The following is a 23,024-nucleotide window of genomic DNA, read 5'->3' as shown; positions in this document are numbered from 1 at the left end:
CCGTACGGGTGAGTCCCGTCAGGCCGGGCGCACGATGCCCTGGGCGCGGGCGGCCACCAGCCACTTCGGGAACTCCCCGACCAGCCGGTCGTAGAGCTCCGCGTCGGACAGCTTCGCCGGATCCGATCCGGCATGGAAGAACCCGGCGTTGTCGACGACCCGCTTGTCCGGCACCGCCAGTTCGTCCAGCTTGCGCAGGAAGTCGAACTGCCGGCTGTCCGGATCCCCGAAGCCCACGAACTGCCAGAACAGCGGCAGCCCGGCCGCCTTGCACAGATACCGCTCCGCGGCGAGCTTGTTGATCGGGCCGCCGTCGGTCTGGAAGACGACCAGGGCGGGGTCCGTCGAGCCGCTGTCGAGGTGGTGGTCGATCACGGCGTCCATCGCCAGGTGGTAGCTGGTCTTTCCCATGTGCCCGAGCCCGGCCACGATCTTGTCGATCCGGCCCTGGTGCCCGGCCAGGGCGATGTCCGACACCGCGTCGACGTCCGTCGAGAAGAACACGACCGGCACGGTCCCGTCGTCGTCGAGATGCGCCGACAGCCCCAGCACCCGGTCGGCGAGCGCCTGCACACTGCCGTCCTTGTAGTACGGCTTCATCGAACCGGAGTAGTCGACGACGAGGTACACCGCGGCCCGTAGCCCGTCCAGCCCGTGCTTCTGGAGCGACACCCCCGCGCTCTTGTAGAGGCCGACCAGCGCGGGCGCCGTCTCCTCCACCTTGCGAAGACTGATCGCCGCCATGAAACTCCCCCTCGATCGGCGCATTTGGCTGCCGAGGTTACGTCACACCGGCCCCACCCCTCCCTCACCCCCCACCTGTTCGCTATTTTGTTCGCCGCCGCCCCAACCGGCTCGCCGTCCGTCCCACCCCTTCCGAGGAGCCGGCTGTGGAATCCGAGTCCACCGTCACCACCTGCTACCGCCATCCCAAGGTGGAGTCCCACGTCCGCTGCACCCGTTGCGACCGGTACATCTGCCCGGACTGCATGCGGGAGGCGGCCGTCGGCCACCAGTGCGTGGAGTGCGTGAAGGAGGGCGCGCGATCGGTGCGGCAGGCGCGTACCGCGTTCGGCGGCCGGATCACGACCGCACCCTTCGTGACGTACGTCCTGATCGGGCTCAACGTGCTCGCCTACCTGGGCGAGCTGGTGCGGCCGTCGATCGTGGACCGCTTCGAGATGCTGGGCCGCGGGCTGGTCGGGCCGGACGGCGGCCACTACATGTGGCTGGCCAACTACCCCTCGGACTACCACCCCGAGGGTGTCGTCGACGGCGAGTGGTACCGCCTGCTGACCGGCGCCTTCCTCCATCTGCCCGTCACCGGGGGGACGTTCGGGATCCTGCACATCGTGATGAACATGGTGTCGCTGTGGAACATCGGCCGGGCGGTGGAGTCCCAGCTTGGCCGGGTCCGCTACCTCACGCTCTACCTGCTGTCCGCGCTCGGCGGCTCGGTCCTCGTCCTGCTGATCGCGCCCGACACCCCCACGCTCGGCGCGTCCGGCGCGATCTTCGGGCTCGGGGCCGCGTACTACGTCATGGCCCGCCGCCTGGGCGCCGACATGAGCCAGGTCAACCGCTTCATGGCGGGCCTGCTGCTGTGGCTGCTGATCTCCGCGGGACTCACCTCCTGGCAGGGCCACCTCGGCGGTCTGCTGGCGGGCGGCGTGGTGACACTGGCGTACGCCTACGCCCCGCGTGACCAGCGCCGCAACCTCGTCCAGGCCGGCGCCTGCGTCGCCCTGCTGGTGCTGCTGGTGGTCCTGTCGATGGCGAAGGTCACGGAGCTGACCGTGTGATCGATGAATGGAACATGTGCACGTAATGTGTGCCCCATGAAACGTGTCGGTTGTCTGCTGTTCGCGGCTCTCCCCGTCGTCGTCACGGCCGGGGTCTACGTCCTCACGCCCGCGCACTCCCAGGACGGCACGTCGACGACCTCCGCCTCTGCCGCGTCGAACGCCGCCGCGGACGCCAAGCACCGGGCCGAGCAGGAGAAGTCCGAGGACGACACGGTGATCGCCGACCTGCCGGCCGGCCTCGCCGCCCCCGCGAAGAAGGAACTGGCCCAGGAGCTGGTGGCCAGCGCCGAGAACTCGACCCTGAACTGGCGCAGCGCCTACGCCTACATCGAGGACATAGGCGACGGCCAGGGCTACACGGCAGGCACCGTCGGCTTCTGCACCGGCACCCACGACCTGCTCACCCTGGTCGAGCGGTACACCAAGTCCCACCCCGGCAACGGCCTCGCCCGCTACCTCCCCGCCCTGCGCGCGGTCGACGGCACGGACTCCCACAAGGGTCTGGGCCCGGCCTTCACGGCGGCCTGGAAGGCGGAGGCCCGACTGCCCGCGTTCCGCAAGGCCCAGGACGAGGAACGCGACCGCGTCTACTTCGACCCGGCGGTCCGCCTCGCCAAACTCGACGGCCTCGGCACGCTGGGCCAGTTCATCTACTACGACGCCATGGTCTTCCACGGCCCCGGCACCGGCCCGACCAGCTTCTACGGCCTGCGCGAACACGCGATGCGCGAGGCGGACACCCCCTCGCAGGGCGGCTCCGAGAAGAACTACCTGGACATCTTCCTGGACGTGCGCGTCAAGGCCATGAAGGCGAAGCGGCCGGACATCGACACGACCCGCATCGACACGGCACAGCGGCAGTTCCTGTACGACGGGAAGCTGGACCTGAAGACACCACTGACGTGGAAGGTGTACGGGGAGACGTACAAGGTGCCGTAGACGGCACCGGACATGCGGCGACGCCCGCCATCCGTCCGGTCGGGGACAAGGATGGCAGGCGCCGTCAGTGTTCCGTACGCCTTTGTACGGGACGTTCTATGGGGTGCTTCAGACCATCAGCGAACGGTCCGTCGGCCGGATCGGCGCCGGCAGGTCACTGGCACCGGCCAGGAACCGGTCGCAGCCACGCGCGGCCGAGCGGCCCTCCGCGATCGCCCACACGATCAGCGACTGACCACGACCCGCGTCACCGGCGACGAACACGCCCGGCACGTTGGTCTGGAAGTCGGCGTCGCGGGCGATGTTGCCGCGCTCGTCGAGGTCCAGGGCGAACTGCTCGACGAGGCCGTTCTCACGGTCGGTGCCCGTGAAGCCCATGGCGAGGGTGACCAGCTGGGCGGGGATCTTGCGCTCCGTGCCCGGCTTCGGCGTCAGCTTGCCCTCGATGAACTCGACCTCGGTGAGGTGCAGCCACTGGACGTTGCCGTCCTCGTCGCCCTCGAAGTGGGTCGTCGAGACGGAGTAGACCCGCTCGCCGCCCTCCTCGTGCGCGGAGGTGACCTTGTACAGCATCGGGAAGGTCGGCCACGGCTGGCCCGGGTTCCGCTCGTCGCCCGGGCGGGGCATGATCTCCAGCTGCGTGACGGAGGCAGCGCCCTGGCGGTGGGCGGTGCCCACGCAGTCCGCGCCGGTGTCGCCGCCGCCGATGACCACGACGTGCTTGCCCTCGGCCGAGATCGGGGCGGTGACGTAGTCGCCCTCCTGGACCTTGTTGGACAGGGGCAGGTATTCCATCGCCTGGTAGATGCCCTGCAACTCCCGTCCGGGGACGGGGAGATCACGGGCGGTCGTCGCACCGGCGGCGATGACGATCGCGTCGTAGCGCTTCTTCAGGTCGGTCGCCTTGAGGTCGCGGCCGATCTCGATGCCCGTACGGAAGCGGGTACCCTCCGCGCGCATCTGCTCGATACGGCGGTTGATGTGCCGCTTCTCCATCTTGAACTCGGGGATGCCGTACCGGAGAAGGCCTCCGATGCGGTCCGCGCGCTCGTAGACGGCGACGGTGTGGCCGGCCCGGGTCAGCTGCTGGGCGGCGGCCAGGCCCGCGGGGCCCGAGCCGATGACCGCGACCGTCTTGCCGGACAGGCGCTCCGGGATCTGCGGGGCGACGTCACCGGTCTCCCACGCCTTGTCGATGATCGAGACCTCGACGTTCTTGATGGTGACGGCCGGCTGGTTGATGCCGAGCACGCACGCAGACTCGCAGGGGGCCGGGCAGAGGCGACCGGTGAACTCCGGGAAGTTGTTGGTCGCGTGCAGGCGCTCGGAGGCGGCGCTCCAGTCCTCGCGGTAGGCGTAGTCGTTCCACTCGGGGATCAGGTTCCCCAGCGGACAGCCGTTGTGGCAGAACGGGATGCCGCAGTCCATGCACCGGCTGGCCTGCTTGCTGATGATCGGCAGCAGCGAACCGGGGACGTAGACCTCGTTCCAGTCCTTCAGACGCACGTCGACGGGACGGGACTTGGCGACCTCACGGCCGTGGTTCAGGAAGCCCTTCGGGTCAGCCATTGATCGCCGCCTCCATCATCTTCTCGGTGATCTCGGACTCGGAGAGTCCCGCCTGCTCGGCGGCGTCCTTGGCGGCGAGCACTGCCTTGTACGTGCTGGGGATGATCTTGCTGAAGCGCTCGACCGCGGTGTCCCACTCGGCGAGCAGCTTCTCGGCGACCGTCGAGGCGGTCTCCTCCTGATGCCGGCGCACCACGTCGTGCAGCCACTGCTTGTCGGTGTCGTCGAGGGCCTCTACGGCGCTGACGTTGCCGACGTTGACGTTGTCGACGTTCAGGTCGATGACGTAGGCGATGCCGCCGGACATGCCGGCCGCGAAGTTGCGGCCCGTCTCGCCGATGACCACCGCGCGGCCGCCGGTCATGTACTCGCAGCCGTGGTCGCCCACGCCCTCGGAGACGACCGTCGCACCGGAGTTGCGGACACAGAACCGCTCGCCCGTACGACCGCGCAGGAACAGCTCGCCGCCGGTCGCGCCGTACGCGATGGTGTTGCCCGCGATCGTCGAGAACTCGGCGAGGTGGTCGGCGCCCCGGTCGGGACGGACGACGACGCGGCCGCCGGAGAGGCCCTTGCCGACGTAGTCGTTGGCGTCGCCCTCCAGGCGCAGCGTGACACCGCGCGGCAGGAAGGCACCGAAGGACTGGCCGGCCGAGCCCGTGAAGGTGATGTCGATGGTGTCCTCGGGCAGCCCTGCCCCGCCGAACTTCTTCGTCACCTCGTGGCCGAGCATCGTGCCGACCGTGCGGTTGATGTTGCGGATCGCGACCTGGGCGCGCACCGGCTGGGCGTCGGTCGCGGAGTCCGCGGCCAGGGCGTCGGCGGCGAGCTTGATCAGCTCGTTGTCGAGCGCCTTCTCCAGGCCGTGGTCCTGCTCGATGACCTGGTGGAGGGCTGCGCCCTCGGGCAGCTCGGGCACGTAGAACAGCGGGGCCAGGTCCAGGCCCTGCGCCTTCCAGTGGTCGACGGCACGCTCGACGTCGAGCGTCCCGGCCTTGCCGACGGCCTCCTCGATGGAGCGGAAGCCCAGCTCGGCGAGGATCTCGCGGACCTCTTCGGCGATGAACTGGAAGAAGTTCACGACGTACTCGGCCTTGCCGGCGAACCGGTCGCGCAGCACCGGGTTCTGGGTGGCGATGCCGACCGGGCAGGTGTCCAGGTGGCAGACGCGCATCATGACGCAGCCGGAGACGACGAGCGGCGCGGTCGCGAAACCGAACTCCTCGGCGCCGAGCAGCGCGGCGATGACGACGTCACGGCCGGTCTTCAGCTGACCGTCGGTCTGTACGACGATGCGGTCGCGCAGGCCGTTGAGCAGCAGGGTCTGCTGGGTCTCGGCGAGGCCCAACTCCCAGGGACCACCGGCGTGCTTGAGCGACGTGAGCGGGGAGGCGCCCGTACCGCCGTCGTGGCCGGAGATCAGGACGACGTCCGCGTGCGCCTTGGACACACCGGCCGCGACCGTGCCGACGCCGACCTCGGAGACCAGCTTGACGTGAATCCGCGCCTGCGGGTTCGCGTTCTTGAGGTCGTGGATCAGCTGGGCCAGGTCCTCGATTGAGTAGATGTCGTGGTGCGGCGGCGGGGAGATCAGACCGACACCCGGGGTGGAGTGCCGGGTCTTGGCGACCCACGGGTACACCTTGTGGCCGGGCAGCTGGCCGCCCTCGCCGGGCTTGGCACCCTGGGCCATCTTGATCTGGATGTCGTCCGCGTTGACGAGGTACTCGCTCGTCACACCGAAGCGGCCGGAGGCGACCTGCTTGATGGCGCTGCGCCGGGCCGGGTCGTAGAGACGGTCCGCGTCCTCGCCGCCCTCACCGGTGTTGGACTTGCCGCCCAGCTGGTTCATGGCGATGGCGAGCGTCTCGTGCGCCTCGCGCGAGATGGAGCCGTACGACATGGCACCGGTCGAGAAGCGCTTGACGATCTCGGAGACCGACTCGACCTCGTCGATGGAGATCGAGGGCCGGTCCGACTTGAAGCCGAAGAGCCCGCGGAGCGTCATGAGGCGCTCGGACTGCTCGTTCACCCGGTCCGTGTACTTCTTGAAGACGTCGTAGCGACCGGTGCGCGTGGAGTGCTGGAGGCGGAAGACCGTCTCCGGGTCGAAGAGGTGCGGCTCGCCCTCGCGGCGCCACTGGTACTCGCCGCCTATGTCCAGCGCACGGTGCGCGGGCGCGATGCCCGAGGCCGGGTACGCCTTCGCGTGGCGGGCGGCGACCTCCTTGGCGATGACGTCGATGCCGACGCCGCCGATCTTGGTGGCCGTGCCGTTGAAGTACTTCTCGACGAAGGCGTCGTCGAGACCGACGGCCTCGAATACCTGGGCGCCGCGGTAGGAGGCGACGGTCGAGATGCCCATCTTGGACATGACCTTCAGGACGCCCTTGCCGAGGGCGTAGATCAGGTTGCGGATGGCCTGCTCGGCCTCGATGCCCTGCAGGAAGGTGCCCGCGCGGACCAGGTCCTCGACGGACTCCATCGCCAGGTACGGGTTGACGGCCGCGGCGCCGAAGCCGATCAGCAACGCGACGTGGTGGACCTCGCGGACGTCACCGGCCTCGACCAGCAGGCCCACCTGGGTGCGCTGCTTGGTGCGGATGAGGTGGTGGTGGACGGCCGCGGTGAGCAGCAGCGACGGGATCGGCGCGTGCTCGGCGTCCGAGTGGCGGTCCGACAGGACGATCAGCCGGGCGCCGTTGTCGATGGCCGCGTCGGCCTCGGCGCAGATCTCCTCGATGCGCGCGGCGAGGGAGTCGCCGCCGCCGGAGACCCGGTACAGGCCGGAGAGGGTCGCGGCCTTGAAGCCGGGCATGTCGCCGTCGGCGTTGATGTGTATGAGCTTGGCCAGCTCGTCGTTGTCGATGACCGGGAAGGGCAGCAGGACGGAGCGACAGGAGGCGGCCGTCGGGTCGAGCAGGTTGCCCGCGGGGCCGAGGGACGAGCGCAGCGAGGTCACGAGCTCCTCGCGGATCGCGTCCAGCGGCGGGTTGGTGACCTGCGCGAACAGCTGGGTGAAGTAGTCGAAGAGCAGCCGCGGACGCTCGCTCAGCGCGGCGATCGGCGAGTCGGTGCCCATCGAACCGATCGGCTCGGCACCGGACTTGGCCTGCGGCGCGAGGATGACGCGCAGCTCTTCCTCGGTGTAACCGAAGGTCTGCTGGCGGCGGGTGACCGAGGCGTGGGTGTGGACGATGTGCTCGCGCTCGGGCAGATCGCCCAGCTCGATCTCGCCGGCCTCGATCCACTCCGCGTACGGCTGCTCGGCGGCGAGGGTCGCCTTGATCTCGTCGTCCTCGATGATGCGGTGCTCGACCGTGTCGACGAGGAACATCTTGCCGGGCTGCAGCCGGCCCTTGCGGACGACCTTGGCCGGGTCGATGTCGAGGACGCCGACCTCGGAGCCGAGGACGACCAGGCCGTCGTCGGTGACCCAGTAGCGGCCGGGGCGAAGGCCGTTGCGGTCGAGGACCGCGCCGACCTGCTTGCCGTCGGTGAAGGTGACACAGGCCGGACCGTCCCAGGGCTCCATCATCGTGGAGTGGAACTGGTAGAAGGCGCGCCGGGTCGCGTCCATGGAGTCGTGGTTCTCCCACGCCTCCGGGATCATCATCAGCACGGAGTGCGGCAGTGAACGCCCGCCCAGGTGCAGGAGTTCGAGCACCTCGTCGAAGGACGCCGAGTCGGAGGCGTCGGGCGTACAGATCGGGAAGACGCGCTCCAGGCCCTTGTCGCCGAACAGGTCGGAGACGAGCTGGGACTCGCGGGCGACCATCCAGTTGCGGTTGCCCTTGACGGTGTTGATCTCACCGTTGTGCGCGACGAAGCGGTAGGGGTGCGCGAGCGGCCACGACGGGAAGGTGTTCGTGGAGAAGCGCGAGTGGACCAGCGCGACGGCCGAGCCGAAGCGGCGGTCGGAGAGGTCCGGGAAGAAGGGCTCCAACTGACCCGTGGTCAGCATGCCCTTGTAGACGATCGTGCGGGCCGAGAGCGACGGGAAGTAGACACCGACCTCACGCTCGGCGCGCTTGCGCAGCACAAAGGCCTTGCGGTCGAGGGCGATACCCGTGGCCGGCACAGCGGAACCGTCGGCGACGAAGATCTGCCAGAAGGCGGGCATCGTCGAACGGGCGGTGGCACCGAGCAATTCGGGAGCGACCGGAACCTCGCGCCAGCCGAGAACCGTGAGGCCCTCCTCGCCGGCGATCGTCTCGATCTGCGAGACGGCGTCCTGGACCCCGTCCTCCGGCAGGAAGGCGATACCGACTGCGTATCCACCGGCCTCGGGCAGATCGAATCCGGCCACCTCGCGGAAGAAGGTGTCGGGAACCTGGGAGAGGATGCCGGCGCCGTCGCCGGAGTCGGGCTCGGAGCCGGTGGCGCCGCGGTGCTCGAGGTTGCGCAGCACCGTCAGGGCCTGCTCGACCAGGGTGTGGGACGCCTCGCCGGTGAGGGTGGCGACGAAACCGACGCCGCACGCGTCGCGTTCGTTGCGGGGGTCGTACATACCCTGCGCAGCAGGGCGAGCATCCATGAAGGACCAGTTCTGGCCATTCGCGGAATGCTGGGACGGCTGGCGCGGCGTACGCATCGGCTCTCCCGTCGTCGTCTCAAGTGGCATATGCAGATTGCCGAGGGACGACGTTGGCCCTCTGCTGAGTGCAAAATTTCGTGCAGGTTACATGATGGAGCGGATCTCGGGAACCGGATACCGCGTTCCAGCATGCGGACACCGCGGTCGCGGTGGGGTACCGCGCTCGGCGGTGGAAGCTATGGGGACCGATGCGGACAGATCAGTGCCCGACGGACCGTGAGCGGGGGGAGCGTCGTCGCCACCCCGCGGGTGCGCGGCAGGCCTCATTGCCCACAGCGCTTACGGCTCATGCCCAGTGGTTAAGCATTCGAAACCAGCGGGTAACGGCTACTTATGCGGCCCAACGCATAACTTGCAGCCGCCCTATCCTACGGCCGTTCCGAACAGGCTGCCCAGGGCGTACGTCACACCGGCCGCCGCACCCCCGAGAGCGAGCTGCCTGAGCCCGCTGAACCACCAGGTGCGCGCGGTCACCTTGGCCACCACCGCACCGCACGCGAACAGCCCGAAGAACGCGAGCAGCAGAGCCGGCCACAGCACGGTCGCACCGAGCAGATACGGCAGTACGGGCAGCAGGGCGCCCAGCGCGAAGGATCCGAACGACGACACGGCGGCGACCAGCGGCGAGGGCAGATCGCCGGGATCGATGCCGAGTTCCTCGCGGGCGTGTATCTCCAGGGCCTGCTCGGGATCCTGCGACAACTGCCGGGCCACTTCACGCGCGAGCAAGGGCTCGACGCCCCGGGACTCGTACAGCGCGGCGAGCTCGGCCTCTTCGTCCTTGGGGTGCTTCCTCAACTCCCTCCGCTCCACATCCAGCTCGGCCTCGACGAGCTCGCGCTGCGAGGCGACGGACGTGTACTCACCGGCAGCCATCGAGAAGGCGCCGGCGGCGAGGCCCGCGAGCCCGGTCAGGACGATGGCCTGCTGGCCGACGGCACTGCCCGCGACACCGGTCATCAGGGCGAGGTTGGAGACCAGGCCGTCCATCGCACCGAAGACGGCGGGGCGCAGCCAGCCGCCGTTCACATCCCGGTGCGTGTGGTTGTCGCGGTGCGCCTCGTGCAGCGCGGCCCCGGTTTCGATGATCGCCATTGCAGGTCCCCAGGAAAGCTAAGCCAAAGCTAAGTTTGGACAAGTTCTATTCTTCGACAGCACGAAATCTACGCCCGGAATTCCGCCCCCGCCAGCAAGGAAAGGCTGGGCTAACCTGCGCTTTTGCGCCTCACCGCTCATCCGTATATGAGTCCGCACACATGCCGACCGGGTGACGCTGAGCCCTGTCCGGCTCTGGAAAACCCCTCCGGTGGGACACATCCGCAAAGGGTTCCGCGCCCTGAGAGGCCCTGTGAGGAGCCGCCCGGAGCCCCGGAGGAGAGGCCGCGTATGGCATCGATCGCCTGCATTCCCCCGGTCCCGTCGCCCGGGAACGCCGCCGAACTCCGCGAGCGGGCACGCGGCGCGCTGCTCGGCCTGGCCGTGGGGGACGCCCTCGGGGCCCCCGCCGAGAACATGAAGCCCTCGGAGATCCGCGCCCGTTGGGGCCGTATCACGGGCTACGTGTCGGACAGACCGTCCGGCACGGACGACACCGAGTACGCGATCTTCTCCGGCCTGCTCCTGGCCCGGCACGGCTCGGCCCTGACCGCGGCGCACGTGGAGGCGGCCTGGCACGAGTGGATCGCGGACCGCGACGAGGGCCCGTTCAGGGGCGCGGGCTTCAGCGAACGCGGCACCCTGGAGAACCTCCGCCGCGGCCTCGCCGCCCCCATCTCGGCCCAGCACCGGCACGCCTGGAGCGACGGCCTGGCCATGCGCGCGGCCCCCTTCGGCGTCTTCGCCGCGGGCCGCCCCGCCGAGGCGGCCCGGCTGGCGGCGATCGACGGCTCGGTGAGCCACGACGGCGAGGGCATCTACGGCGGCCAGGCGGTCGCGGCGGGCGTGGCGGCGGCGATGGCGGGCGCACCGACCATCGCGGTCGTGGCCTCCGCACTGGCCGTCGTCCCGGACGACTCATGGACGGCCCGCTCGCTGCGCCGCGCCGTGGCGGTGGCCCACCGCGGCGAACGGGCGGTCCGCTCGGCGGTCGTCATCGGCGGCTACCCCTGGACCGACCTGGCACCGGAGGCGGTCGCCCTGGCCTTCGGCGCCTACGCGGCGGCCGACGGCGACTTCGAACAGGCCGTCCTCACGGCGGTGAACATGGGCCGCGACGCGGACACGACGGCCGCGGTGGCGGGCGCACTGGCAGGTGCGACTCAGGGGATCTCGGCGATCCCGGCGGAGTGGGCGGCGGCCATCGAACCGGCCAGGGGGAGCTGCCTGCCGGCGATGGCGGGCCATCACGTGCTGGATGTGGCGGATCTGCTGGTGAAGGGTGCGGGGATGGTCACCGGGTTGATCACTGGGGTGCTCACTCAAGACCTCGTGCCGGACATGCCGGGCCCCGAGGAACTCCCACTGCCGGACCCGATCGCCTTCGCCCTGACGGCGAACGACGAGGCGAAGGCGATCCGATGAGACCGCCCGCGCCGTGGGCGGTGGGAACGGGGACGGCTGCGCAGCCGAACGATGGCGAGGTCAGTGAGTCGACGGGCATGGCGGGGGTGACGGTCACGGAGGAGCCGACGGACGCACCGGAGCCATCGGTCGCGGCGGAGCCAACCACCTCGGCGGAGCCGACAACCACGGGGAGGCCGACGGTCACGGCGGAGCCGACGGTCCAGAGGAAGCCATCGGTCGCAGCAGAGCCACGGGGTACGGCGGAGCCAACCACCTCGGGAAAGCTGACCGCCTCGGGGAAACCGACGGTCACAGCGGAGCGGACGGTCACGGGGAAGCCACCGGTCACGGTGGAGCCAACCACCACGGGGAAGCCGACAACCACGGGGAGGCCGACGGTCACGGCGAAGCCGACGACAACGGCGGAGCCGAGCCAGCTCGCAGTCGCCGACGGCGGGCACGCCCCACAGGGGCCACTCGCACCCGACGACGAAAGTTGTACGGGCGGTGCGGGTGGGAGCATCGTGGCCGAAGGCGCAGCCGAGGCCGTTCACACCGCCGCCCACCCCGCACGCCACCGCCGTACCGAAGGCCTCCTGCTGGGCCTCGCCGCAGGCGACGCCGCCGGCTGGCCCGCCGCCCGCCACCGAGCCGCCCGCATGCCGGAATGGACCCGCCGCCTCACCCGCGAACTCGACACGTTCGCCGAACAGAACGCCACCACCACCCTCCCCGTCCCCATCGCACTCAACCAACCCCCCGAGCCACTCCTCCTCGGCCCCTCCGACGACGCCGAGTGGGCGGCATTCGCAGCGGAAGCACTCCTGCGCGCAGGAGACGACACCGCCCTCGGCGACCTCAGCCGAGAACGCCGCACCCGCGCCGCCATCGACCTGACCTGGAACGCCGTGGCCAGCGAGGTCGCCGCCGCAGCGGACCGCGCACCGGAGATCGAGTCCGCCGTCCTCCCCCTCCGCGCGCGTATCTCCGTCCGGGCCGGCCTCGGCAACCTCGCCACCGGCCTGCGCCCACCCGCCACCGGCCACGACAACCCCCACTACTTCGACGACGCGGCCTGCGTACGGGCCTGCGTACTCGCCGTCGCCCACCCCGGCGCCCCCGAACTCGCCGCCGACCTGGCCGAGTTCGACGCCCGCTACACCCAGGACGGCGACGGCGTGCACGGCGCCCGTGCGATGGCGGCGGCACTCGCGCTGGCACTGGCCGGCGCGGACGTCGAGACCTGCGTGGCGGCGGCCCTCGCCGAACTCCCCGAGGGCACGGAGATCGGCCGCAACGCCCGCCACGCGCTCAAGCTGGCCGCCGACGCCGAGACCGCCTTCACCCTGATCCCCCTCCTGGAACACCAGATCGTCGACCACGTCTACAGCTACGGCATCGCCGCCGCCGAAACGGTCCCGGTCGCCCTCGCCCTGGCCACCGCCTCGCGCGGCCGGATCGCTGAAGCGGTACCGGCAGCGGCCTGTCTGTCCCGCGTCGCCGACTCGGCCCCGGCACTGGCGGGCGCGCTGACCGGAGCGCTGGGGGGTGGCGAGTCGATCCCCTCCACCTGGCGGGACGCCTGCCGCACCCTCTCCGGCTGCGCACTCCCCCGCCTCACCGGCACCGACCTGGTGGAACTCGCCGAACTCCTGGAAGCCACACAACCGACCCCACCGGGGGGATGATTCCGCCCATGAGGCCCAAACAGACAGAAAACAGCCTCGAGGACCGGATCACCGGTGCCCTCGTGGGCGCGGCGGTGGGCGACGCCCTCGGCGGCCCCGTCGAGGGCTACTCCCCCGACCAGATCCTCGAACGCCACGGCGGCCGAGTCCACGGCATCGTCGGCCCCTGGAACGGCGACGCCTGGCGCACGGCACGCCCCATCGCGCCGTACCACAAGGGCGACGGCCACATCACCGACGACACCTTGCTGACGCACGCGCTGGTACGGGTGTACGCGCGCGTCCGCGACCACCTGGACGCGTACGCGATGGCCGACCACCTGGTCCCTGACCTGATGACGAACCCGCGCTGGATCCCCGAGTTGGAGACGGAGACCATCCCCCTCCACCGCGTCTTCCTCGCGGAGAAGTGGCTGGTGGCCCGTCTCCACTACGGCCATGTCGACCCCCGCGAAGCCGGCGTCGGCAACATCGTCAACTGCGGTGCCGCGATGTACATGGCACCGGTCGGCCTGGTCAACGCGGCCAACCCGGCGGGCGCGTACGCCGAGGCCCTCGACATCGCGGGCGCCCACCAGTCGTCGTACGGCCGAGAGGCGGCGGGCGTCTTCGCGGCGGCGGTGGCAGCGGCGACCACCCCCGGGGCGACACCGGACTCGGTGGTCGCCGCCGCCCTCTCCCTGGCGAAGGACGGCACACGCGCGGCGATCGAGAGTGTCTGCGAAGTGGCGTCCCACCACTCGGACTTCGAGTCCGCACTGATCCCCCTGCGCGAGGCGGTGACCCCGTACGACACGGTGGGCCCGGACTACCGCGCCCCTTCCCTCGGCGCCCGCCGCCCGTCCCGCCTCCATGCGATCGAGGAACTCCCCATCGCCCTGGGCATGTTGCTGGTCTCCGGCGGCGACTACCGGCATGCGGTCCTGGGCGCGGTGAACTACGGCCGCGACTGCGACTCGATCGCGACGATGGCGGGCGCACTCGCGGGGGCCCTGGGTTCCCCCGTCCCGGAGGACTGGTCGAAGACGGTGGCCGAGGCAAGCCGCCTGGACCTGTGGGAACCCGCGACGACGCTCACCCACGTCACTCGGGAGATCTTCGAACGGGACGTACACCGCCGCAGGGCCCACGAGGCGGCGTTCACCGAGATCGGAGGCCTGAGATGCTCCGACTGACCTGGGTCCAGCCGGAGGACCTGATCGGCCACGAGCTGCGACAGGCGGCACTGGACGGCCGCGAGCCGTCGGCGATCGCCGCGAGATGGAGAGCCGCGGGCGGCCCGGAGGCCCCACCGCGAGCAGGCGCGTCACCGGAACCGGCCTCACGCTATCTGCGGCTGCTGGCAGAAGACCTGCTGGACGAACTCGCGGACCTGCCCAGCACATTGAGCGACGCCGAGCCGACGGACCTACAGAAGATCAAATCCCTGTGCCCGAACTGGCCCGCGTCTCTCCCCACCCCGACAGCACCTCCGACGCGGTCCCGCCTCGAAGCCGCCTGGCTCGGCCGAGCCGTCGGCTGCCTGCTCGGCAAACCCGTGGAGAAACTCCCCCTCGAAGCCATCCGCCAGCTGGCCGGATCCACCGGCAACTGGCCCCTGAACACGTACTTCACGGCCAAGGGCGTCCCGGCGGACCTCCTCGCCGCCCACCCCTGGAACCGCCGCTCGGCCACCACCTCCCTCGCCGAGAACATCGACGGCATGCCCGAGGACGACGACCTCAACTACCCCCTCCTCAACCTCCTCCTGCTCCAACGCCACGGCAGACGGTTCACCACCACCGACGTGGCCGACCTATGGCTGTCCGAACTCCCCGCGGGCCGCACCTTCACCGCCGAACGCGTCGCCTACCGCAATCTCCTCCTCGGCCTGGAACCACCCCGAACGGCCCGCCACCGCAACCCCTTCCGCGAGTGGATCGGCGCCCTCATCCGCGCCGACGTGCACGGCTGGACCAACCCCGGCAACCCGGCCGCCGCGGCGGAACAGGCCCACCGGGACGCCACCCTCACCCACACCGCGAACGGCGTCTACGCGGCGATGTTCACGGCCGCCACCATCGCCACCGCGGCAACCGGCGCCCACGACATCCATGCCTGCCTCCGCACCGGTATGACCGTGGTCCCACCCCGCTCCCGCCTGACCCGGGCCGTCCGTCACGCGATCCAACTCGCCGAAGAACACGCCGACTTCGACACCGTCGTCGACGAACTCCACGCCACCCACGCCGCCACCCACCACTGGGTCCACGCCGTCCCCAACACGGCCCTCATCGCCGCCGCCCTCACCCACGCGAACGGCGACTTCACCGGCTCCATCTGCCGTGCGGTGTCCGGGGGTTGGGACACCGACTCCAACGGCGCGACCGCGGGCGGCATCGCCGGACTCCTGAGCGGCTCCCCCGCCGCCCTCCCCGACCGCTGGACCACCCCCCTCAAGAACCGACTGACCACCTCCGTCGGCGACTTCAACGGCATCGGCTTCGACACCCTGGCCCACCTCACCCACCGGGAGGCGTCCCGCCCATGACCCACACCGTCGTACCGGGCCAAGCCCCTCTCGCCGGCCTGCGCGTCCTCGACCTCGCCACCCTCTTCGCCGGCCCGCTCGCCGCCACGATGCTCGGCGACTTCGGCGCGGAGGTCATCAAGGTCGAACACCCCACGAAGCCCGACCCCTCCCGCGGCCACGGCCCGTCGAAGGACGGCGTCGGCCTCTGGTGGAAGCTCCTCGGCCGCAACAAACAGACCATCACCCTCGACCTCTCGAAACCGGGCGGCCGCTCCACCCTCCTCCGCCTCGCCGCCACCGCGGACGTCGTCATCGAGAACTTCCGCCCCGGCACCCTGGAGAAGTGGGACCTGGGCTGGGAGGAACTGTCCGCCGCCAACCCCCGCCTGATCCTCACCAGGGTCACCGCGTTCGGCCAGTTCGGTCCCTCCGCGCACCGCCCCGGCTTCGGCACCCTCGCCGAGGCGATGAGCGGCTTCGCCGCGATCACCGGCGAACCGGACGCACCCCCGACACTCCCACCCTTCGGCCTCGCCGACTCCATCGCCGGCCTGGCCACGGCCTACGCCGTCATGACCGCGCTGGCCGCCCGCGACCGCACCGGCGAGGGCCAGGTCGTCGACATGGCGATCATCGAACCGATCCTGACCGTCCTCGGCCCCCAGCCGGTCTGGTACGACCAACTCGGCCACGTCCAGCCGCGCACCGGCAACCGCTCCCAGAACAACGCCCCGCGCGGCACCTACCTCACCGCCGACGGCAAATGGGTCGCCGTCTCGACCTCCGCGCAGTCGATCGCGGAACGCGTGATGCACCTGGTGGGCCGCCCGGAGCTGATCGACGAACCGTGGTTCGCGACCGGCGCCGAACGCGCCCGGCACACCGACGTCCTCGACGAGGCGGTCGGCACCTGGATCGCCGAACGCACCCGCACCGAAGTCCTGGCGGCCTTCGAGAAGGCGGAGGCCGCGGTGGCCCCGATCCAGGACGTACGGGACGTGATGACGGACCCGCAGTACGCGGCCCTGAACACGATCACCACCCTCGACGACCCCGACCTGGGGCCCCTGCGCATGCAGAACGTCCTCTTCCGCCTCTCCGCCACCCCCGGCGCGATCCACTGGGCGGGCCGCCCGCACGGCGCGGACACCGAGACCGTCCTGACCGGCCTGGGCCTGACCGCGGCCGAACTGACGGCCCTGCGCGAGGAGGGCGCCGTATGACAGCGCTCCCGCTCACCTGGCTCTACGCCCCCGGCGACCGCCCCCACGTCGTCGCCAAGGCACTGACGGCCGGCGCCGACGTCGTCGTGATCGACCTGGAGGACGCGGTCGCCCCGGACCGCAAGGAGTACGCCCGCTCGGCCACCGCCGAACTCCTCTCCACCCCGCAGCCGATCCCGGTGCACGTCCGCGTGAACGCCCTGGACGGCCCGCTGGCACCGCGGGACCTGGAGGCGGTGGCCGCACTGCCCGGGACCTCGGGCCTGCGCCTCCCGAAAGTGACCTCTCCCGAGCAGATCATCCGCACCGCGGAACGGTCCGTCCCCTTCGCAGGAGGCGCCCTCGCGCTGTACGCCCTCCTGGAATCCGCCCTGGCCGTCGAGCACGCCTACGCAATCGCCTCCGCCCACCCCGCCCTCCACGGCATCGTCCTCGGAGAATCGGACCTACGGGCCGACCTGGGCGTACGCGAGGACGCGGGCCTCGACTGGTCCCGCTCCCGCGTCGTCGGGGCCGCACGGGCGGCGGGGCTGCCCCCGTCCCCGCAGTCGGTCCACCCGGACATCCGTGATCTGGAGGGCCTGGCGGCCTCCTGCGCCCACGGCCGCACCCTCGGCTTCCTCGGCCGCGCGGCCATCCACCCCCGTCAACTCCCCATCATCGAACGGGCCTACCTCCCCACGGCGCGGGAGGTCGAGGAGGCCGAGACGATCATCAAGGCAGCGACGACGCAGCAGGGCGCCCAGGCCCTCCCGGACGGAAGGTTCATCGACGCGGCGGTGGTGGCGGCGGCGCAACGCACACTGTCGCTCGCCCGCCGGAACCAAGAATGAGGGCGCCCGGACCTCCGGGCGCCCTCATCGATGTACCGCCGACAGTCAGCTCTTCTTCGCCGACTCGGCGCCGTCCTTCGTCTCTTCCTCGGAGTCCTCGGCGTCCCCGGCTTCCTTGACGTCTTCGGCGGAGCCCGCCGTGTCCGCCTTCGGCTCCGAGGAGTCCGCCTCGTCCTTCTCGCCGGTCGTGTCCTTCTCGACGGCCTCGCCGTCAGCCTCGGTCTCGTCGTCCGGGGCCCCCGGTTCGACCACGTCTTCCCTGCCCGGCCGCTTCTTCGCCGAGATCACGATGTACACCACCGCGAGCACGAACACGACCAGCGCGGTCCAGTCGTTCAGCCGCAGGCCCAGGATGTGGTGGGCGTCGTCGACGCGCATGTACTCGATCCACGCCCGGCCCACGCAGTACGCGGCGACATACAACGCGAACGCCCGTCCGTGTCCCAGCTTGAAGCGGCGGTCGGCCCAGATGACCAGCAGGGCGACGCCGATGCACCACAGGGACTCGTAGAGGAACGTCGGGTGGTAGTACCCGGGCACGCGGCCGTCCGCCGAGGACGTGATGTGCAGCGCCCAGGGGAGGTGGGTCTCGCGGCCGTAGAGCTCCTGGTTGAACCAGTTGCCCCAGCGGCCGATGGCCTGGGCGAAGGCGATGCCGGGGGCGAGGGCGTCGGCCCAGGCGGGCAGCGGGATGCCACGGCGGCGGCAGCCGATCCACGCGCCCACCGCGCCGAGGGCGATCGCGCCCCAGATACCGAGGCCGCCCTCCCACACCTTGAAGGCGTCCACCCAGTCACGGCCCTCGCTGAAGTACAGCTCGTAGTCCGTGATCACGTGGTACAGGCGGCCGCCGACGAGGCCGAACGGCACCGCCCAGACAGCGATGTCGGCCACCGTGCCGGCCCGCCCACCGCGGGCGATCCAGCGCTTGTTGCCGAGCCAGACGGCAACGAAGACGCCGATGATGATGCAGAACGCGTAGCCGCGCAGCGGAATGGGGCCGATGTAGCGCACCCCGCTCGACGGGCTGGGAATGTAGGCAAGTTCCATGGCAAGGTCGACGCTACCGTGCCGGACCGGGCCCACGGCAGGCAGCCCGGCTACGGGTCCATAACAGGCGGGTGTGAAACCGCCTTACCCCTTGTTCGCCTCCAGCACCATCTGCTTCAGCTTCGCCGGTGTCATCGTCTGGTCCTGGTAGATGTTCTTTCCGCCCAGCAGCACGGTCGGCGTCCCGGAGAACCCGCCGGACTTGAAGGCGTCGTTCGACTTGTCGACCCAGCTGTCGTGCCTGCCGTCGTTGACGCACTTGCGGAAGGTGGCCGTGTCGAGGCCCTTGACCTTGCCCGCCAGCTCGATCAGCTTGCTGTTGTTCCCGAAGGCGTCGACGGTCTCCTTGGGCTGGTTGGCGTAGAGCACGTCGTGGTAGTCGCGGAACTTTCCGGCGTCCTGGGCGCAGGCGGCGGCATTGCCCGCGCGGAGGGAGCCGGTACCGCCGAGGTTGCCGTCGATCAGCCTGACCAGGTGGTACTCGACTCTGAGCTGACCGGAGTCGGCCAGCTCATGGAGCGTCGGGCGGTACGCCACCTCGAAGGACTGGCAGGCCGGACAGCGGAAGTCCTCCCAGACCGTGAGCGTCGACTTGGCGCCGTCCTTGCCCACGGGAATCGCGAGGCTGTTCTTGCCCTGCGCCCCGGAAGGCGCCACGGCCGGACCCGCGGTCTTGTCGTCCTTGCCCGCGTTCGCGGCGACCACGCCGATCACCGCCGCCAGCCCCAGGACACAGACGACGCTCGCGCCCACGATGAGCGTCCGCCGTCGCTTCTCCGCGGCCTTCTGCTTCTCACGCTCGACCGCCAGCCGCTCGCGGGCGGTGCGCTTTCCCTCACGGTTCTTGTCGCTCACACCCCCAGAACGAACCGGGGAGGCGCATTGCGCCTCCCCGGTCCCAGATCCACCCGTTCGGAGGACCCGCACAAGATGAACTGCTCGCGCTACGCCTGTCCGCGCACGCCCTTCGCGAGGTCACCGGCGAGCGAGCGGACGGCCTCGACACCGGCCGCGTCGTCCGGCGCGTCCAGCATCCGCTTGACGAAGGCCGAGCCGACGATCACGCCGTCGGCGAAGCCTGCCACCTCGGCGGCCTGCTCCGCGTTGGAGACGCCGAGACCGACGCAGACGGGCAGGTCGGCCCTGGTGGCCCGGGTGCGTTCCACCAGGTCCTGGGCCTGCGCGCCCACCGACTCACGGGTGCCGGTGACGCCCATCAGCGAGGCGGCGTACACGAATCCGCTGCCCGCCGCGGTGATCTGTGCGAGCCGCGCGTCCTTGCTGCTGGGCGCGACCACGAAGACCGTGGCGAGCCCGTGCTTCTCGGCGTGCTCCCTCCACAGGGCCGACTCCTGCACCGGCAGGTCGGGCAGGATGCAGCCCGCCCCGCCCGCCTCCGCGAGCTCGGCGGTGAAGCGCTCCACGCCGTAGCGGTCGATCGGGTTCCAGTACGTCATCACGAGCACCGGCTTCCCGGTGGCCGCGTGCGCCTCCCGGACCGTACGCATGACGTCCGCGATCTTTACTCCGCCCCGGAGGGCGATGTCGTCGGCGGTCTGGATGACGGGGCCGTCGAGGACGGGGTCGCTGTGCGGCAGTCCGACCTCGACGACGTCCGCGCCGCCGTCGAAGACGGCCTTGATCGCCTCGATGCCGCCGTCCACGGTCGGGAACCCGGCCGGGAGGTAGGCGATGAGGGCGGAGCGGCCCTCGGCCTTGGCGGCGGCGAGGGTGTCGGTCAGCAGCTGAATGTTCCCGCTCACTTGGCGTCCCCCTCGATCTCGGCGGTGTCGGCGTCCGCGTCGGCCGCGACCTCGGCGTCGGTGTCGTACAGGCCGAAGTAACGGGCGGCCGTGTCCATGTCCTTGTCGCCGCGGCCGGACAGGTTGATCACGATCAGCCCGTCCTTGCCCAGCTCCTTGCCGACCTCCAGGGCGCCGGCCAGCGCGTGCGCGCTCTCGATGGCCGGGATGATGCCCTCGGTGCGCGAGAGCAGGCGCAGGGCCTGCATCGCCGCGTCGTCGGTGACCGCGCGGTACTCGCCGCGGCCGGTGTCCTTGAGGTAGGAGTGCTCCGGGCCGATGCCCGGGTAGTCCAGACCGGCCGAGATCGAGTACGGCTCGGTGATCTGGCCCTCCTCGTCCTGCAGGACGTAGGAGCGGGAGCCGTGCAGGATGCCGGGCTCGCCCGCGGTCAGGGTCGCCGCGTGCTCGCCGGTCTCGACGCCGTGTCCCGCCGGCTCGCAGCCGATGAGGCGTACGCCGGCGTCCGGGATGAAGGCGTGGAACAGGCCGATCGCGTTGGAACCGCCGCCGACGCACGCGACCGCGGCGTCGGGCAGCCGCCCGGCCTGCTCCAGCAGCTGGCGCCGGGCCTCGACGCCGATGACGCGGTGGAAGTCGCGGACCATGGCCGGGAAGGGGTGCGGGCCGGCGACCGTACCGAAGAGGTAGTGGGTGTGGTCGACGTTGGCGACCCAGTCGCGGAAGGCCTCGTTGATGGCGTCCTTGAGCGTCCGGCTGCCGGACTTCACCGAGACGACCTCGGCGCCCAGCATGCGCATGCGGGCCACGTTCAGCGCCTGGCGCTGGGTGTCGATCTCGCCCATGTAGATGGTGCACTCGAGACCGAACAGCGCGCAGGCCGTCGCCGTGGCGACGCCGTGCTGGCCGGCGCCGGTCTCCGCGATGACACGGGTCTTGCCCATGCGCTTGGTGAGCAGGGCCTGACCGAGCACGTTGTTGATCTTGTGCGAGCCGGTGTGGTTGAGGTCCTCGCGCTTGAGGAACACCCGGGCGCCACCGGCGTGTTCGGCGAACCGCGGCACCTCGGTGAGGGAGCTCGGCCGTCCCGTGTAGTGGACGAGCAGGTCGTCGAGCTCGCGGGCGAACTCGGGGTCGTGCTTGGCCTTGTCGTACTCGACGGCGACCTCGTCCACGGCGGCGACGAGGGCCTCCGGGATGAACTTGCCGCCGAACGCCCCGAAGTAGCCTTCGGGGCTGGGGACTTGACCCTCCGGGTCGGGGATGAAGAACTCGCTGGGCATGCGGAAACCTCACGGTGAGTGTTTGGAGTGACACTGATCGCCGTGGGGGCGGGGATGGTCAGTCGACCGCGGACCGAGTGTGGCTTGTCGCGCCCGCGCGGCGGAGCCGCGTGTTCAGAACTGCCCCGCGCCCCTTGCGGGGCGCTGCCATCGACGGCCGTTGACCTGCCCAGGTTCGTCACCGATGACGTAACGGACGCGGCGGCCGTGCACCCGGCGAGCGGGTGCGCGACAGCCACGGGGGCGGCAGCCGCGCGCGAGGCGGGCGTACCGGTCCGTGGTCGTCAGGGTGATCGTCAGGTTCATCGCCGCTCAGCCTACCGGGAGGTCAGCCCCGGCCGTGGCGCAGGGCCGGGTGCTCGCCCGCCGCCACCAGGTCGGAGACCGCCGACTTGGGGTCGCGGCCGGTGACCAGGGACTCGCCGACCAGGACGGCGTCCGCTCCGGCGTTGGCGTACGCGATGAGGTCGTGCGGGCCGCGGACGCCGGACTCGGCGATCTTGACGATGTGGGCCGGGATCTCGGGAGCGACGCGCTCGAAGGTGCCCCGGTCGACCTCGAGGGTCTTCAGGTTGCGCGCGTTGACGCCGATCACCTTGGCGCCCGCGTCCACCGCGCGCTCGACCTCGTCCTCGTCATGGACCTCGACGATGGGGGTGAGCCCGATGGACTCCGCGCGCTCGATCAGCGACTCGAGCGCCGACTGCTCCAGGGCCGCGACGATGAGCAGCGCGAGGTCGGCGCCGTACGCCCGGGCCTCCCACAGCTGGTACGAGGTGACGATGAAGTCCTTGCGCAGCACCGGGATGTCGACCCGGGCGCGCACGGCCTCCAGGTCGGCCAGCGAGCCGCCGAAGCGGCGCTGCTCGGTCAGGACGGAGATGACGGCCGCGCCGCCCGCCTCGTAGTCCGCTGCGAGTCCGGCCGGGTCGGCGATCGCGGCCAGCGCGCCCTTGGAGGGGCTGGAGCGCTTGACCTCACAGATGACCTTGACGCCTTCGCCGCGCAGCGCGGCCAGTCCGTCCTTGGCCGCGGGAGCCTTCGCCGCGCGCTCCTTGAGCTCGTCGAGGCTGACGCGCGCCTGCCGCTCCGCGAGGTCGGCACGGACTCCGTCGATGATCTCGTCGAGCACACTCACGCGAGCGGCCCCCTTCCAGACGGTTGACTGTTCAAGCGGTTGAGCTTCCGCCACCGGCTCACCTGAACCAGAAGAAAACCGATGGTCAAGACGATGGTATCCGGAGGAGGGCTTAGGCCTCA

General features: G+C 70.7%; 18 protein-coding genes. 8 read left to right on the top strand and 10 right to left on the bottom strand.

Translation table 11 applies throughout. The annotated features are described in order from the left end of the window. Positions 1–18: 18 nt before the first annotated feature. Positions 19–744 carry a vWA domain-containing protein gene (locus OG303_RS36180; RefSeq protein ID WP_405873791.1) on the bottom strand — a complete coding sequence of 242 codons (726 nt, stop codon included), beginning with the start codon at positions 742–744 and terminating at the stop codon, positions 19–21. A gap of 146 nt (positions 745–890) precedes the next feature. On the opposite strand from OG303_RS36180, the gene OG303_RS36175 reads away from it, so the two are divergent. Continuing rightward, positions 891–1,802 (top strand): rhomboid family intramembrane serine protease, encoded by a 912-nt coding sequence (locus OG303_RS36175; RefSeq protein WP_405873789.1) that lies wholly within the window; start codon positions 891–893, stop codon positions 1,800–1,802. Between the two features lie 36 nt (positions 1,803–1,838). Then, the gene (locus OG303_RS36170) at positions 1,839–2,744 is read left to right on the top strand and encodes a chitosanase (RefSeq protein WP_405873788.1); all 906 of its coding nucleotides are present in this window, start codon (positions 1,839–1,841) and stop codon (positions 2,742–2,744) included. 108 nt (positions 2,745–2,852) lie between these two features. Here the strand turns inward: OG303_RS36170 and OG303_RS36165 are convergent, their stop codons facing one another. The 3 genes from OG303_RS36165 to OG303_RS36155 form a co-directional block, all read right to left on the bottom strand. Then, positions 2,853–4,313 (bottom strand): glutamate synthase subunit beta, encoded by a 1,461-nt coding sequence (locus tag OG303_RS36165; protein ID WP_405873786.1) that lies wholly within the window; start codon positions 4,311–4,313, stop codon positions 2,853–2,855. After that, on the bottom strand, positions 4,306–8,907 hold the full coding sequence (gene gltB, locus OG303_RS36160) for a glutamate synthase large subunit (RefSeq protein ID WP_405873784.1): 4,602 nt from the start codon (positions 8,905–8,907) through the stop codon (positions 4,306–4,308). The genes OG303_RS36165 and gltB overlap by 8 nt, the downstream gene beginning before the upstream one ends. Before the next feature lie 366 nt (positions 8,908–9,273). Next, positions 9,274–10,005 carry a VIT1/CCC1 transporter family protein gene (locus tag OG303_RS36155; protein WP_405873782.1) on the bottom strand — a complete coding sequence of 244 codons (732 nt, stop codon included), beginning with the start codon at positions 10,003–10,005 and terminating at the stop codon, positions 9,274–9,276. 291 nt (positions 10,006–10,296) lie between these two features. Here OG303_RS36155 and OG303_RS36150 point away from each other — a divergent pair, with 291 nt between their 5' ends. The 6 genes from OG303_RS36150 to OG303_RS36125 all read left to right on the top strand — a co-directional run bounded on the left by OG303_RS36150 (position 10,297) and on the right by OG303_RS36125 (position 17,668). Continuing rightward, the gene (locus OG303_RS36150) at positions 10,297–11,430 is read left to right on the top strand and encodes an ADP-ribosylglycohydrolase family protein (RefSeq protein ID WP_405873781.1); all 1,134 of its coding nucleotides are present in this window, start codon (positions 10,297–10,299) and stop codon (positions 11,428–11,430) included. 77 nt (positions 11,431–11,507) lie between these two features. Further along, complete coding sequence (locus OG303_RS36145; RefSeq protein WP_405877662.1) at positions 11,508–13,100, top strand: ADP-ribosylglycohydrolase family protein; 1,593 nt, start codon at positions 11,508–11,510, stop codon at positions 13,098–13,100. Between the two features lie 8 nt (positions 13,101–13,108). Continuing rightward, positions 13,109–14,275: an ADP-ribosylglycohydrolase family protein gene (locus tag OG303_RS36140; RefSeq protein WP_405873780.1), complete on the top strand. Its 1,167-nt coding sequence runs from the start codon at positions 13,109–13,111 to the stop codon at positions 14,273–14,275. Next, positions 14,263–15,630: an ADP-ribosylglycohydrolase family protein gene (locus OG303_RS36135; protein ID WP_405873779.1), complete on the top strand. Its 1,368-nt coding sequence runs from the start codon at positions 14,263–14,265 to the stop codon at positions 15,628–15,630. The genes OG303_RS36140 and OG303_RS36135 overlap by 13 nt, the downstream gene beginning before the upstream one ends. After that, positions 15,627–16,835, top strand: a complete 1,209-nt coding sequence (locus OG303_RS36130) for a CaiB/BaiF CoA transferase family protein (RefSeq protein WP_405873778.1) — start codon at positions 15,627–15,629, stop codon at positions 16,833–16,835. The genes OG303_RS36135 and OG303_RS36130 overlap by 4 nt, the downstream gene beginning before the upstream one ends. Then, the gene (locus tag OG303_RS36125; RefSeq protein WP_405873776.1) at positions 16,832–17,668 is read left to right on the top strand and encodes an HpcH/HpaI aldolase/citrate lyase family protein; all 837 of its coding nucleotides are present in this window, start codon (positions 16,832–16,834) and stop codon (positions 17,666–17,668) included. The genes OG303_RS36130 and OG303_RS36125 overlap by 4 nt, the downstream gene beginning before the upstream one ends. A 45-nt stretch (positions 17,669–17,713) precedes the next feature. Here the strand turns inward: OG303_RS36125 and lgt are convergent, their stop codons facing one another. From lgt to trpC, 6 genes are all read right to left on the bottom strand, one after another. Further along, a complete protein-coding gene (gene lgt, locus OG303_RS36120) occupies positions 17,714–18,718 on the bottom strand; it encodes a prolipoprotein diacylglyceryl transferase (RefSeq protein ID WP_405873775.1) in 1,005 nt (334 codons plus the stop codon). Positions 18,719–18,802: 84 nt separating this feature from the next. After that, entirely contained in the window at positions 18,803–19,573 is a 771-nt protein-coding gene (locus OG303_RS36115) for a DsbA family protein (RefSeq protein ID WP_405873773.1), read from the bottom strand. A gap of 89 nt (positions 19,574–19,662) precedes the next feature. After that, entirely contained in the window at positions 19,663–20,481 is an 819-nt protein-coding gene (gene trpA / locus OG303_RS36110; protein ID WP_405873772.1) for a tryptophan synthase subunit alpha, read from the bottom strand. Further along, positions 20,478–21,764 carry a tryptophan synthase subunit beta gene (trpB, locus tag OG303_RS36105; RefSeq protein ID WP_405873770.1) on the bottom strand — a complete coding sequence of 429 codons (1,287 nt, stop codon included), beginning with the start codon at positions 21,762–21,764 and terminating at the stop codon, positions 20,478–20,480. The genes trpA and trpB overlap by 4 nt, the downstream gene beginning before the upstream one ends. Before the next feature lie 114 nt (positions 21,765–21,878). After that, positions 21,879–22,070 (bottom strand): tryptophan biosynthesis modulator TrpM, encoded by a 192-nt coding sequence (trpM, locus tag OG303_RS36100; protein WP_405873769.1) that lies wholly within the window; start codon positions 22,068–22,070, stop codon positions 21,879–21,881. Positions 22,071–22,092: 22 nt separating this feature from the next. Then, entirely contained in the window at positions 22,093–22,902 is an 810-nt protein-coding gene (gene trpC, locus OG303_RS36095) for an indole-3-glycerol phosphate synthase TrpC (RefSeq protein ID WP_405873768.1), read from the bottom strand. Positions 22,903–23,024 lie beyond the last annotated feature (122 nt).

The sequence above is a fragment of the Streptomyces sp. NBC_00005 genome (genome assembly GCF_045160215.1).
In the GTDB taxonomy this organism is placed as follows: Bacteria; Actinomycetota; Actinomycetes; order Streptomycetales; family Streptomycetaceae; genus Streptomyces.
Note: the sequence above shows the minus strand (reverse complement) of the source record. Positions and strands in the feature narration are given on the sequence as shown.